The organism is Burkholderia territorii (assembly GCF_001718335.1).
Lineage (GTDB): Bacteria > Pseudomonadota > Gammaproteobacteria > Burkholderiales > Burkholderiaceae > Burkholderia > Burkholderia territorii.
Map to the genome: position 1 here is coordinate 701,105 of NZ_CP013367.1, position 13,249 is coordinate 714,353.

At 64.8% G+C, this 13,249-nt stretch carries 12 protein-coding genes and 1 pseudogene; 7 read left to right on the plus strand and 6 right to left on the minus strand.

Features of this window, described 5'->3' with window-relative positions; translation table 11 throughout:
- Positions 1-162: 162 nt before the first annotated feature.
- A complete protein-coding gene (locus WS51_RS29125) occupies positions 163-672 on the plus strand; it encodes a hypothetical protein (protein WP_059951358.1) in 510 nt (169 codons plus the stop codon).
- A 53-nt stretch (positions 673-725) separates the two neighbouring features.
- Positions 726-1,284: pseudogene (locus tag WS51_RS33105) on the plus strand (cytochrome c oxidase subunit 3); the annotation flags it as partial.
- A 3-nt stretch (positions 1,285-1,287) separates the two neighbouring features.
- Here WS51_RS33105 and tcuC read toward each other — a convergent pair.
- From tcuC to WS51_RS29150, 4 genes are all read right to left on the minus strand, one after another.
- Positions 1,288-2,607: an MFS transporter gene (gene tcuC, locus WS51_RS29135; RefSeq protein WP_069230267.1), complete on the minus strand. Its 1,320-nt coding sequence runs from the start codon at positions 2,605-2,607 to the stop codon at positions 1,288-1,290.
- Between the two features lie 58 nt (positions 2,608-2,665).
- Positions 2,666-3,880 carry a tricarballylate utilization 4Fe-4S protein TcuB gene (tcuB, locus tag WS51_RS29140; RefSeq protein ID WP_069230268.1) on the minus strand — a complete coding sequence of 405 codons (1,215 nt, stop codon included), beginning with the start codon at positions 3,878-3,880 and terminating at the stop codon, positions 2,666-2,668.
- The gene (tcuA, locus tag WS51_RS29145) at positions 3,867-5,276 is read right to left on the minus strand and encodes an FAD-dependent tricarballylate dehydrogenase TcuA (protein ID WP_059543194.1); all 1,410 of its coding nucleotides are present in this window, start codon (positions 5,274-5,276) and stop codon (positions 3,867-3,869) included. Before tcuA ends, tcuB begins: the two co-directional genes overlap by 14 nt.
- A gap of 63 nt (positions 5,277-5,339) precedes the next feature.
- Positions 5,340-6,293 carry a LysR family transcriptional regulator gene (locus WS51_RS29150; RefSeq protein ID WP_069230269.1) on the minus strand — a complete coding sequence of 318 codons (954 nt, stop codon included), beginning with the start codon at positions 6,291-6,293 and terminating at the stop codon, positions 5,340-5,342.
- Positions 6,294-6,446: 153 nt separating this feature from the next.
- On the opposite strand from WS51_RS29150, the gene WS51_RS29155 reads away from it, so the two are divergent.
- From WS51_RS29155 to WS51_RS32715, 5 genes are all read left to right on the plus strand, one after another.
- A complete protein-coding gene (locus WS51_RS29155) occupies positions 6,447-7,043 on the plus strand; it encodes a TetR/AcrR family transcriptional regulator (protein WP_059451869.1) in 597 nt (198 codons plus the stop codon).
- A gap of 49 nt (positions 7,044-7,092) precedes the next feature.
- Entirely contained in the window at positions 7,093-8,574 is a 1,482-nt protein-coding gene (locus tag WS51_RS29160; RefSeq protein ID WP_059502481.1) for an MFS transporter, read from the plus strand.
- Positions 8,575-8,623: 49 nt separating this feature from the next.
- The gene (locus tag WS51_RS29165; protein WP_059451871.1) at positions 8,624-8,932 is read left to right on the plus strand and encodes an EthD family reductase; all 309 of its coding nucleotides are present in this window, start codon (positions 8,624-8,626) and stop codon (positions 8,930-8,932) included.
- Positions 8,933-9,195: 263 nt separating this feature from the next.
- The gene (locus WS51_RS29170) at positions 9,196-10,116 is read left to right on the plus strand and encodes a LysR family transcriptional regulator (RefSeq protein ID WP_069230270.1); all 921 of its coding nucleotides are present in this window, start codon (positions 9,196-9,198) and stop codon (positions 10,114-10,116) included.
- Between the two features lie 50 nt (positions 10,117-10,166).
- A complete protein-coding gene (locus WS51_RS32715; protein WP_196493331.1) occupies positions 10,167-10,337 on the plus strand; it encodes a hypothetical protein in 171 nt (56 codons plus the stop codon).
- Positions 10,338-10,580: 243 nt separating this feature from the next.
- Here WS51_RS32715 and WS51_RS29180 read toward each other — a convergent pair whose 3' ends face one another.
- Positions 10,581-12,020, minus strand: coding sequence for a DEAD/DEAH box helicase (locus WS51_RS29180; protein ID WP_059451873.1), 1,440 nt, complete (start codon positions 12,018-12,020; stop codon positions 10,581-10,583).
- Positions 12,021-12,149: 129 nt separating this feature from the next.
- On the minus strand, positions 12,150-13,205 hold the full coding sequence (locus tag WS51_RS29185; RefSeq protein ID WP_059502488.1) for an aldo/keto reductase: 1,056 nt from the start codon (positions 13,203-13,205) through the stop codon (positions 12,150-12,152).
- Positions 13,206-13,249: the final 44 nt, after the last annotated feature.

Consider the following 13,249-nt stretch of genomic DNA (forward strand, 5'->3'; position numbering starts at 1 on the left):
CTGGAACCCGGCGGCACCCGCTGTTTTATCGGGAGATTCAAGCTCGACACTGCTCGGGGGCGCCGGGCCGCACATGCTCGCGGGAAGAACTCCGCGCGCGGCGCCACATTTCCGACGCCGACATAAAATAGAACGTACTCCGGACTGAAAAAGGGGGCCGACATGAGGCGCCTCTATTTCCTCGCACCCGACACGCAGATGGCGAAGGCGATCGTGGACGACCTGCTCCGCGCGCGCATCATCTGGCGCCATATCCACGTTCTCGCCGACCACAGTGTCACACTCGATGAGTTACCCGAAGCATCTCTGCTGCAAAGCAGCGATGTGGTGCACGCGCTCGAGCGGGGTGTCGCACTCGGCGGCGCAACGGGCGCGCTCATCGGTCTCGTCGCGCTTGTTTACCCTCCTGCGGAGCTCGTGATCGCGGGCGGCGCCGTCGTCGCGTTGACGATGGTGGGCGCGGGATTCGGCGCATGGACCGCCGGGATGATCGGCATCGCCGAGCCGAACGCGCGACTCCAGCGATTCCGTGAAGCGATCAAGCAAGGCCAGATTCTGATCATGGCCGACGTGCCGGCATTGCGAGAACAGGAAATCGAGCAGATGATCGCCCGGCATTTTCCGAACGCGGATCTGGAGGGCGGCGAGCCTACGTCACCGGTTTTCCCGTGACACCCGCAAACCCGGAACCCGGCCTGACTGAATGCTGAGGTCGCCCTTCAGTCCTGCCGAATGCCAGCCGCACCGGCCTGATCGTGTTCATTGCCGTTGCGACGGCATTGTTTTCACTGCTGCTGCTCGGGTACGGCATGCGCATGCACGAGCCGGACTGGCAGCCGATCCCGCATCCGGCGCTGCGGTGGTGGAACACCGGCGCGCACGCGCTGGCAAGCGTTGCCATGCAGCGTGCCCGGCGGTTGACCGTGAATCGCGGGGCGTGGCTCATATGCGGCGGCTTGCTGGCCGCCGTGTTCGTGATCGGGTAACTCACCGCGTGGCGCATGCTGTCGGCGGCCGGGCAAACCGTCATCGCCAGTCCTTCCAACAGCTTCCTTTACCTGCTCACGGGCCTGCACGGATTGCACGTGCTCGGCGGGTTGATCGCCTGGGCCGCGACGATCGCACAGCCGCCATGGCGACCCGCTCCGGGCTCAACGCGCCATTTCGCTGGGTGCCTTTTATTGGCATTTCCTGCTGGCGTTCTGGCTCGTGCTGCTGGCGGCGATGTGTTGGCTCACCCCTGCGGTTGTCGCCGCCATCTGCGGGCCGCCATATGGAGCCTCGCTATCAGGCCGACGATGCCGCCGACGCGTTGCTGTCCGCGCGGCGACGGTACAGCCCGAGCGTCGCGCACAAGCCGCAGAGCGCGGCGAAGCTCAGCCAGTAGCCGGGTGCGGCCTTGTCGTGCAAGGCCTGAATCAGATACGTCGATACCGCCGGCGTAAAACCGCCGAACAGCGCCGTCGCGAGACTGAATGCCAGCGAGAAACCCGCGACGCGCACTTCGACTGGCATCACTTCGGTGAGCGCGGCGACCATCGCGCCGTTATACATGCCGAAGAAGAACGAGAACCACAGCAGCACGATCAGCATGCGCGCAAAGCTCGGCGCATCGGCAAGCCAGGACAGCGCCGGATAGGCCGTGAAGATCGCCAGTACGGAAATGGCGAGCAGCAACGGCTTGCGGCCGATGCGGTCGGAAATCGTGCCGCCGATGGGAAGCCAGATGAAATTCGATGCAGCCACAAGCAGGGTCACCATCAGGCTGTCCGAGGTGGACAGCTTCAGTACCGACTTGCCGAACGTCGGTGTATAGACCGTGATGAGATAGAAGGTGGTGGTGGTCATGGCCGTCAGCAGCATGCCGCCGATCACGGTGCGCCAGTTGCCGAGCAGCATCGCAAAAATGTCGCGTGCCCGCGGATGATGCCGCCGCGCTTCGAACGCGGCGGTCTCCTGCAGCGAGCGGCGCAACACGAACAGGAACGGTACGATCGCACAGCCGATAAAGAACGGCACGCGCCAGCCCCATGCGGCGATCTGCTGTGCGGACAACCACTCGTTCAGACTGTAACCGATGGCGGCAGCCACGACGATGGCCACCTGCTGGCTCGCCGACTGCCAGCTCGTGTAGAAACCTTTGTTGCCGGGCGTCGCCATTTCCGCAAGATAGACGGACACGCCGCCGAGTTCCGCTCCTGCGGAAAAACCCTGCAACAGACGCCCGAGCAGCACGAGCGCGGGTGCGAGCAGGCCGATGGTCGCGTACCCGGGCACACAGGCAATCAGAATGGTGCCGCTCGCCATGATCGACAGCGTAACGATCAACCCGGTGCGCCGTCCGACCTTGTCGATATACGCGCCGAGAAAGATCGCACCGAGCGGACGCATCAGAAAGCCCGCGCCGAACACGGCGAAGGTGAGCATCAGCGAGGCGAACTCGCTGGTGGACGGAAAGAAGATCTTCGAGATCGATGTCGCGTAGAAACCGAACAGAAAGAAATCGAACTGTTCGATGAAATTGCCGCTCGTCACACGCAACACGGCGGCGGCCCTTGTCGTGGGCGAAACGCCGGGCGTAGCGGCGATCGGTTCGGTACGGTTCATTGCGTCTCCTGCTTCTTGTCTATAGTGATGGGCACCCAGGGCGTACCCGGGTAACGGGCTAATCCGAACCGAGGCTCAGTGTGTTGCGTTGACGCTTCTCGATCGACGATTTGAGCAGCGCCGCCGATCGAAAGATGCCGTGCGCGAATTTTCCGTAAGGCAGCGTGGCGAACAGCGCCATCACGATGCCGAGATGAATTGCGAGCAGCGACGGCATCGCCGAGGTCGTGCGGAGTGCGAGCAGCGCGAGACCGGATGTGCTCGTCAGAAGCAGGAGCGCGATGAAGCCGCGGTCCATCGGACGCTGACGGGCATCGCCACGCTCGGTGACGCGTTTCAGGTTCAGCCACAGCAATCCCGCCGGCCCCGCGATCAGTCCGATGCCGCCCGCGGTTCCCAGCAGCACCGGCACGCTCGGAAACGGATACGGCGCTTCCAGGCCGAAGGCGTAGTGATAGAGCGTCGCGACGGCGGTCGCCGCAAGGCACAGCATGAAACCGTAGAACGTCAGGTGATGGAAACGGCGCCGCGCCAGCGTGAACGTATCGTTCTCTTCGTTGCAGCCGTCGCCGTGGCCACCGTCCAGGTACTTGAGCGTCAGCGCATTCCTGGCCGCTTCCGCGACGGCCGGCGCGCTTGCGCTCGCCGTTCCGGCCGACACGTCGCGCCAGAAGCGCGTGACACCCATGCCGAGCGCGAGAATGGCGAACAGGAAAACGATGCCGAACATCGCGGCAAGCAGGTTGTGCGGGAAGATCGCGTAGAAGTTCGCGGGCGCGACATCGCCGGACAAGCCGCCGTGCAATGCCGTACCGAGCAGCAGAAACAGCGCGAGTCCGGCCGCCAGCGCGACCGACACGGTCAAGCCGTTGCGCTTGTACAGCGTGCCGAACGACGCGGGAAACGCATACTCGGTGTAGGTTTCGAGCCGGACTTCGGCCATTGCTTTCGGCACGTTCACGCCGAACTCGTGCGGCGGCGCATATTGGCACGCGTGATAGCACGCACCGCAGTTGTGGCAGAGATTCGCCAGATAGTTGACGTCCGCCTTGCCGAATTCCAGGCGGCGCGTCATGGCAGGGAACACGGCGCAGAAGCCCTCGCAGTAGCGGCACGCGTTGCAGATCTGCATCTGCCGGGCGACTTCGGTTTCGCTGGCGCTCATCGGCACAATGGGAATCACGCGTGCCATGCCGTCGCGCGGCATTTTTTTCGTATCGACCGAAAAGGCCGTGCGCGTATGTTCGGGCGCGAGCGGGTCAGACTGCTGCACGAGTTGCCTCCGTTGTCTTGAGTGCGGCGCGCGCGGCCTGCGTCCCGGCAATGCGTCCGAAGGCCGTGCCGATCGACATGCCGACGCCCGCTGTATAGCCCTTGCCGAGCACGTTGCCGGCCATCATTTCGCCGGCCACGAACAGGTTCTCGCTGGCGGTGCCGCCGAAATGAACCTGCGCGCGGTCGTTGGTCTTCAGTCCGAGATACGTGAACGTGATGCCTGGCCGCAATGCATAACCGTAGAACGGCGGCGTCTCGATGCGACGCGCCCAATGCGTCTTGGGCGGCTCGAGACCTTCGGTGTGGCAGTCATCGAGTGCGGTGTGATCGAAGGTGCCGTCGCGGCACGAATCGTTATAGCGCGTGAGCGTTTCCATGAAGCGTGCTTCCGGCAGCCCGAGCTTGCGCGCGAGTTCCGGCAGCGTGTCGGCCTTCTCGCCCGGAAACACCGGCGGCATGAAGCGGCCGATTGCCTTCGAGTCGATGATCGAATAGCCGATCTGCCCCGGCTGATGCGCAACGAGCCGTCCCCAGATTGCATAGCGCTTCGGCCAGAAATCCTCGCCTTCGTCGTAGAAGCGTTCGGCGTCACGATTCACCACGACGCCCAGCGAAACGCAGTCGATGCGCGTGCAGATGCCGCCGTCATAGAGCGGCGCGCGTGCATCGATGGCGACGCAATGCGACTGCGACGGGTCGCCGATCATGTCGGCACCGGCGTCGGCCATATGCTTGATGAGCACGCCCTGGTTGAAGCGCGTGCCGCGAATCAGGAAGTTGTCGGCGGGCCATTCGCCGCGCTCGTTTTGCCCCCACGCTTCGCGCAGCCATTCGCGATTTGATTCGAAGCCGCCCGCCGCCAGCACGCAGGCGCGCGCCTCGAAGCGCCGGCAGCCGCTGCGCGCAGCGATGAAGCGGCTGCCGTCGAGTTCAAGCGAATCGACGGGCGTTTCATAGCGGATATCGACGCCGAGTACTTCGGCGCTGCGGTAATACGCGTTGACGAGCGCCTTGCCGCCGCCCATGAAGAACGCATTGGTGCGGGCCACGTGCAGCGCACCGGATAGCGGCGGCTGGAAGCGTACGCCGTGCTTGCGCATCCACGGCCGGCACGACGACGACGCGCGGATCGTCAGCCGCGCGAGATGCTCATTCGTGATGCCGCCGGTCACTTTCAGCAGGTCCTGCCAGAATTCCTCTTCCGGATAGGCATCGACGAGAACGTCCTGGGGGGCATCGTGCATGCAGCGCAGATTGCGCGTGTGTTGCGAGTTGCCGCCGCGCCATTCGCGCGGCGCGGATTCGAGGAGGAGTACCGAGGCGCCCGCTTCGCGCGCCATCAATGCGGCACACAGCGCGGCATTGCCTCCTCCGATTACGAGCACATCGACCATCAGACTTGCCTCCTTTTGGGCAAATCGTAAAGGCCTCGTGTTCGCGCCGCTATCAGCCAGCCGTCAACGGGTGTTCACTTTTTGTGAAGGCTGGGGTTCCCGCAGCCGTGCGCCGGGCCAGCGGCCTTCCCGCACCAGTTGACGGGCGACATCGGCAAGCACCACGCGCGCGGCGAGGCCGGCGGGAGACAGTTCGTCATCGGAGATGCTGGCGAGCATGTTGGGCCGCGTGGCGTATTTCTCGGCGACGGGCACGCTCGTCAGTATCACGTTCTCGGGCCTTGCGAGCGCCGCGCCCGGCTGTATCGTCGCGCAGATGCCGGTGCGGACGAAGTCCATCAGGAGCGCGAGGCCGTCGACTTCGGCGACGATGTTCGGCTCGTACTCGGCCCGTCTGAATGCCGAAAGCAGCAGCGAACGCAGCCCGTGCGTGCCGCTGGGGAGAATCAGCGGAAGCCTGCCGAGATTCCTGAGCCGGACGGATGCGCTCGTCGGCATGCCATCGAGGTCGCCCGCGCCGATCAGGAACAGCCGCTCGTCCAGCAGCGGCAGCACGCTCCAGCGTTGCGCGGACTCCTCGCGGAACAGCACGGCGAGATCGATCTGACGCGCGCTCAACATGGACGCCAGATAGCCCGAAAGACTTTCGACCATGTGCAGCCGCACATCGGGATAACGCGAGCGCATGGCCTGCATGAATGCGACACCGAGCACGCTCGCCGTGCTCGGCGCCATGCCGACGCTGACATGGCCCGACAGACGGGCCGAGCGTGCAGCGAGCGCGGCATCGTCGATATGACGCAGCGCGAGTTGCGCTTGACGCCAGAACGCCAAACCTGCGTCGGTCGGAACGACGCCGCCCGAGGTGCGTTGCAGCAGACGCGTGGACAGTTCGCCTTCGAGACGGCTGATCTGCTGACTCAATGCAGAGGTCACCACGCCGAGTTCCAGCGCGGCCTTGCCCATGCTTCCGTGTTCCACGACGCTGAGAAAATAGCGTAGTTGTCTGAGTTCCATTCCGCGATCGGTCGGGAAGATCAAGCGGGTATTCTGACAGAACGTCGTCGCACGCTCCTCCGCCCCGCCAGCACAAGCGCATTGACATCGGAACCGATCAGTCCATATAATCGCCACTACTTTCAAGCACCGCATCGTTTGCGAAACTGATCCATGGCAAATCCGGCTGGCGTGGGCCGTCCCCGCGAATTCGAACTTGGCGATGCCGCGCGCGATGCGATGGACGTTTTCTGGGACCGCGGCTATGAAGGCGCGTCCCTGCCTGACCTGATCGCCGGCACCGGCCTGTCGCGCGGCAGTCTCTACAAGGCATTCGGCGACAAGAAGGCACTGCTGCTGGCGGCGCTCGACCTGTACATGGCCAATGGTCTCAAGGAGACCGCGGACATCCTGTCGCAACCCGGCCCCGTGAAGGATGCGATTCGCGACTCGCTGCTGCGCTATGCGCGCCTGTCCGTCGGCGAGGCCGGCCGGCGCGGATGCTTCGCGGTCGCGATGACCACCGAACTGGCCGCACGCGATGCAGACGTCGCGGAGCGCACGGGGCGCATGTTCCGGCGCCTGCAGCAGCTCTATGCGGGCGCGATCGTCCGCGGCCAGGCGAGCGGCGAGATCGCCGAGCAAGACGAACAGGTGCTGGCGCGATTGCTCGTCTGCCAGGTCGAGGGCATGCGCGTGCTGGGCAAAACCGGCGTGCCCGAGCGCGACATGCTCGCCCTGGTCGACCGCACGATGCGCCTGCTCGACTGAGTTTTTTTACCCAATTTGGAACCGATTGGTTCCTTATGGAGAATCGTCCATGTCACGAAATGATCCCGTCTCACCCGACCCGCGTCGCTGGGCCATGTTTTCGGTCCTGCTCGTCGGCGCATTCCTGCCACCGCTGGACTTCTTCATCATCAACGTCGCGCTGCCGTCGATCCGCGCGGAGCTTGGCGCTTCGGCGTCGGCCGAGCAACTGGTCATTTCGTCGTATGCCGGCCTGTACGCCGTGACGCTGATCACCGGCGGGCGCCTGGGCGACCTGTTCGGCCGCGGTCGCATGTTCTTTCTCGGGTTGATCGGATTTGCGACGGCGTCGACACTGTGCGGCCTCGCGAACTCGCCGTGGATGCTGATCGCCGGTCGCGCGTTGCAGGGCATCACGGCCGCGATCATGGCGCCGCAGGCGCTCGCTTCGATCCAGGCGATCTTCCCCGAAACGGAGAAGCCGCTGGCGCTCAGCTTGTATGGCGCTGTGTTCGGCCTCGCCGCCGTGGTCGGGCAGGCGCTGGGCGGGATCCTGATCTCGCTGAACCTGTTGCACCTGGGGTGGCGCACGATCTTCCTCGTCAATCTGCCGCTGGCGATTCTGGTCGTGCTGTTCGGGATTCCGCTGTTGAAGGAAACGCGTGCGCAGCATGCGCGCAAGCTCGACCTCGGCGGCACAGCGCTGTCGATGCTGACGCTGGGCGCGCTGATCGTGCCGCTGATCGAGGGACGCGAAGCAGGCTGGCCCGTCTGGGCATGGGTGTCGTTGCTCGCGGTGCCGGCGCTCGTCGCGTTCTTCTGGCGCTACGAGCGCCGGCTGGGCAGCCGTGGCGGCGCACCGCTGCTCAATCCGGCCGCGCTGCGAGCGCCGGGGCTGGGACGGGCATTGCTGATCGCGCTGCTGCTGTACGCGATCGGCGCGTTCTTCCTGCTGTTCTCCGTGTATCTGCAGAATGCGCTGCACGTCGACGCGCTGAGCGCGGGCCTCGTGTTCTTGCCGTTCGGCGTGGGTTTCCTGCTCGGTCCGTTGTCGACGCCGTTCTGCGCACGTCTCATCGGCGCTTACGTCAATCCGTTCGGCATGGTGCTGGAGGTGGCCGGGCTCGTCGGCCTCGCATGGTTGATCGATGTCACGCCGATCGGGATGCCGCTTGCATCCGTGCCGCTCGCGGCCGCGCTGTTCGTCATCGGTTTCGGACAGGGGCTCGCGCTGCCCACGCTGATGCGCATGGTGACCGGGCGCGTCGCGCCGGCGCTTTCCGGCATGATCGCCGGCATCGCCAGTTCGACGCTGCAGGTCAGCACGTCGCTCAGCGTCGCGATCATCGGCGGAATTTTCTATACGGTCCTCGGCACGCGCGACGATCCGGCCGCCATTGCGCATGCGTTCATCGTCGCGCTTCTGTCGATGTCGTTGTTCCTCGCCGCCGGCGCCGCGCTGGGCATCTCGCTCGCACGCACGTCCTCCCCGCCGACCTCGGTGCGGGCGGTCGCCCGGCCATGCTTCGGCCCCGAACGCAAGCGGCCGTAGTCGAGAGTCTCGTTATTCATCGTTACGTCAGTCCGATCCGGGAGGCCATATGTATTTCGTCGTTTCCTATCGCCGTGCCGCGGGCACGCGGTTCGATTCCCGTTACTACGTCGAGCAACATATTCCGCTCGTGGAAAAATCCTGGAAGCGGTACGGACTCGAATATGTCGACGCGTTTTTTCCGGCACGAGAGGACAGCGAACTGATCGTCGTGGCGATGTGCCGCTTCGCGGACCGGGCGGCGCTGGACGCGGCGTTCGCGTCCGCGGAGGCGGCCGACGTCATGGCCGACATCGACGCGTTCACCGATATCGAGCCCGATCGGCACGTCACGGATGTCATCCCGCGCGCGGATTGACTTCCGGCATTGATAGACTCGTGCCGTACGCTTTCGTCCCTGAACATCTCGCATCAGTGCCCCAAAGCCCAGCCACGCTGACGCGCATGATCCGAGGAATCAGTGGCAAAGCGTCGTGGCGGCTGCCACAATGGCGCCCCCGCAGCGCCGTGAGCCGGGGCGTCGGGCATGCCCCGTGGCTTCAGCCGCGACGGAAGCCTCGACCAACCGGCGCCGCAAGCCGCTGTGTCGATCATCAGACGCGTATCCAACAGGTAATCGCTTTGAAGTTGTCGTTTGAAGTTCTCGAAGTGCTCGATGCCATAGACCGGGCAGGCACGTTCGCGGAAGCGGCCGTGCTGCTTCATCGCGTACCGTCTGCATTGACTTACCTGGTGCAGAAGACGGAGGCTGATCTTGGCGTCGCCCTGTTTGATCGCAGCGGCCGGCGTGCGCAACTGACCGACGCGGGGCGACTGCTCGTCGAGGACGGTCGTCGTTTGCTGAGAGCCGGACAGGAGCTGGAGAGCAAGGTTCGAAGCGTCCATGCGGGTTGGGAAGCTGAGCTCAGGCTGTGCGTCGACGAGATTCTTCCGTTGTCTTCGTTGTGGCCGCACGTGCGTGATTTCTACGAACTGAAGATGACGACACGGCTTCGCTTGTCGACCGAAGTGCTCGGTGGCGTATGGGACGCGCTTGTGACGGGACGTGCGGATATCGCGATCGGCGCCGCGGGAGAGCCGCCACACGCGCCGAACATTGCGGCAAGGCCGATCGGCATGCTGCGTCACGTTTTTGTCGCGGCGCCTCATCATCCGCTTGCCGCGAACGAAACGCCGCTCGACAGCGGCACAATTTCAAGTCATCGCGGCGTCGTCATCAGCGATACGTCGCGTGACCTCGAGCCGAGATCGGTGGCCATTCATGACGGACAACCGGTCATCGTCGTACCGAACCTGGCCGCCAAGATCGACCTCCTTTGCGAAGGCATTGCCGTCGGCATGCTGCCCGCGCCCGTCGCCGAGGAGTTGATACTGCAGGGCAGGCTCGTCGAGCGCCAGGTAACGGGCGTGCGGGCGCACACGAACTGCTACCTCGGCTGGCGCGAGGACAAGACAGGACGCGCGTCGAGATGGTGGATTGAACAACTGGATCAGATCGATCTGATATCCAGGCTTTTCAGCACGCGCGGCGGCGCTGCCTGAGGCACATGCGCGTCTCGCGCCCCGGCGCCGGGTCGCTGGATGGGGAGGGTATGCTCGAACGCTTCGTCGAGTCTGATTCGAAGCCACGGAAAAAGCATGCGCGTCGCGATGCGATTCATATACTTTCGAGCATCGTCGGCGCGCTCGTTCTGGCTCGCGCGATCGACGACCCTGAACTGTCGCAAGAAATTCTTCGTGAAACGCGAGCGGCGCTGGACTGACCTGCGTCTCTCGGTCGAGGCGCCTGATCCACGCCGTTGACGTAGTGCCGCTGCCATTGCAGAAGCGCATCGGGGTATCAAGCATGCGCGAGGGGCGATGTCCGCAAGTCGGTGCAGATGGGGCGCTCGCATGACGGTGAAACGCAAGCGCTCGTGACTGAGGATGGCCGACGGCGGCCAGAAGGAACTAACCGCCGTTCCACCACGAATCGGTACCCCTAACCCCTAACGCCCCGATCAGCATCAACGCGTACCGCGCCCGCCCGCCGGCTTGCCAGCCGGTTTCCGTGATCCCGCGGCCGCCTTGCCCGCGGGTTTGCCGCGCGGCTTCTGCACGCTGAACGGGCTTCCGCTGGACAAGCTCGCCCCCTTGCCCACGGCCCCGGCACGCTGCCCCGCCGGCTTCCGCTTGCCCTCCCCGCCCTGCGGCCGTGGCTTCTTGCCCGCCACCGGCATGGCGCCCACCCCGGCCTGCGGCACTTTCGGCTTCTTCGGTTTTTTGGGTTTCTTGATGATCTGCCCCGTCGCGCTGGTTTCCGGCACGCGATGTTCTGCCTCAAAACCCGGCTCTTCCTCACGACGCAGCGTTTGCCGGATCAACGCCTCGATCGCGGCCAGTTGCGGCGCTTCGTCCGCGCACACGAGGGATACCGCCACACCACTTGCGCCCGCGCGGCCGGTACGACCGATGCGGTGCACGTAGTCTTGCGCCACGATCGGCAGATCGACGTTGATCACCAGCGGCAAGTCGTCGATATCCAGCCCGCGCGCAGCCACATCGGTCGCCACCAGCATCTGCACTTCGCGCGCCTTGAAGCGCTCCAGCGCACGCAGACGCGCGGGTTGCGGCTTGTCGCCGTGAATGGTGTCGACCGCATAGCCCGCATCGTTCAACATGGCCGCCAGATAATCCACGCCGTTGCGGGTCTTGACGAACACCAGGGCGTGATCCCAGTTGTTCTCGGCCACCAGATGCATGAAAAGATCGGGCTTGTTCCGCTTGTCCACCGGCACGACCCACTGCTTGATCTTGCTGGCCGTTGCATTCGGCGGACTGACGCTGATGTTGACCGGACTGCGCAGAATGCTCGCCGCCATCGCGCGGATATCGTCGGTAAAGGTCGCGGAGAACAGCAGCGTCTGGCGCTGCACGGGCAACGCGGCAAACACGGCGTTGAGCTCGCGGGCGAAGCCCAGATCGAGCATGCGGTCGGCTTCATCGAGCACCAGCGTCTGCACTTGATCGAACTGCACGGCGTTCTGACGATTGAGGTCCAGCAGCCGGCCCGGCGTGGCGACCAGCACGTCCACGCCCTTGCGCAACTTCATCATCTGCGGGTTGATGCTCACGCCGCCATAGGCGGCCAGGAATCGCAAGTCGAGGCCCTTGCCGTACTCGACGAAACTCTGCAGCACCTGTTCAGCCAGTTCGCGCGTGGGCACCAGCACCAGCACGCGCGCGCGGTTGCTGGATACCGCCGGCCCGTGCTGCACCAGTCTCTGCAGCAGCGGCAGCGCAAAACCCGCCGTCTTGCCGGTGCCGGTCTGTGCCGCGGCCATGACGTCCTTGCCGCCAAGCACAGCGGGAATCGCCTTGGCCTGCACCGGCGTGGGTGTCTGGTAATTGAGGCCCTGCAGATTACGCAGCAAGGGATCGATCAGGCCTAGCGAGGCAAAAGACATGGGCGTGTTCCGGGCTAAAACCGCAATTCTAGCGGTTGCCGCGATGGTCGCCGCGCGGATATCCGGTGCCGGGCAACATTCGGCGTCGGGCGATCTCGTCGAGCACGACGAGGATCGCCGCCCGTCGCGCTATTTCGGCACGGCCCGCGTGAAAGGCCGCGGCAGCCTGCCCGCCGCCTGACGGTCGATCATCCAGCCTGGATAGTCGGCGGGCAACGCGCTCACGGCGTCGAGATGCGCAAGCTCGTCCGCGGTCAGCGCGACATCGACGGCGCCGAGATTGTCCTCGAGCTGTTCGACGCGTTTGGCGCCGATGATGACACTTGTGACATGCGGCTTGGCGAGCAGCCAGGCGAGCGCGATCCGCGCGACGGACACGCCTCGCGCATCCGCGATGGCGCGCATCGCGGCAACGCACGGCCACGCGCGCTCGAGATCGACCGGCGGGAAATCGAAATGGCTGCGTCGCGAACCGTCCGCGGTCGGCGCACCGGGGCCGAACTTCCCCGAAAGCAGCCCGCCGGCGAGCGGCGACCAGACGAGCAACGCCATCTTCTCATCGGTCGCGAGCGGCACCAGCTCGCGTTCCACGTCGCGTCCGGCGATCGAATAGTACGCCTGCAGTGTTTCGAAACGCGTCGCATGAAGCGCTTCGCTGATCCCGAGCGCCTTGCCGATTTTTCCGGCGCGCCAGTTCGAGACGCCGACATAGCGAACCAGCCCCTGACGCGTGAGATCGTCGAGCGCCCGCAACGTCTCTTCGATCGGCGTCACGGGATCGTACGCATGGATCTGGTAAAGGTCGATATGGTCGACCTGCAACCGCTCGAGGCTTCGCTGCACGGAATCCATGATGTGGCCGCGCGACGCGCCTTGATCGTTGGGTTTCGTGCCCATCACGCCCGCTGTCTTCGTCGCGAGCACGATCTCGCCGCGTGCAACGCCGAGGTCGCGCAGCGCCTGCCCCACGAGTCGTTCGGAGTGGCCGAACGAGTAGATGTCGGCGGTATCGATGAAGTTGATCCCCTCTTCCAGCGCGCGGGCGATCAGTCGGGTCGCGTCGTCCTGGCCGACCGTGCCGATCGCTGCCCACATCCCGGCATCGGCATTGCCGCCCAGCGTCATCGTCCCGAGACACAGCTCGGAGACGTACAGGCCGGTGCGGCCCAGTTGCTTGTATTTCATGACCGTTTCCTTCGAGATCGGCTAGAGAAATTGCGGCGGCGCCG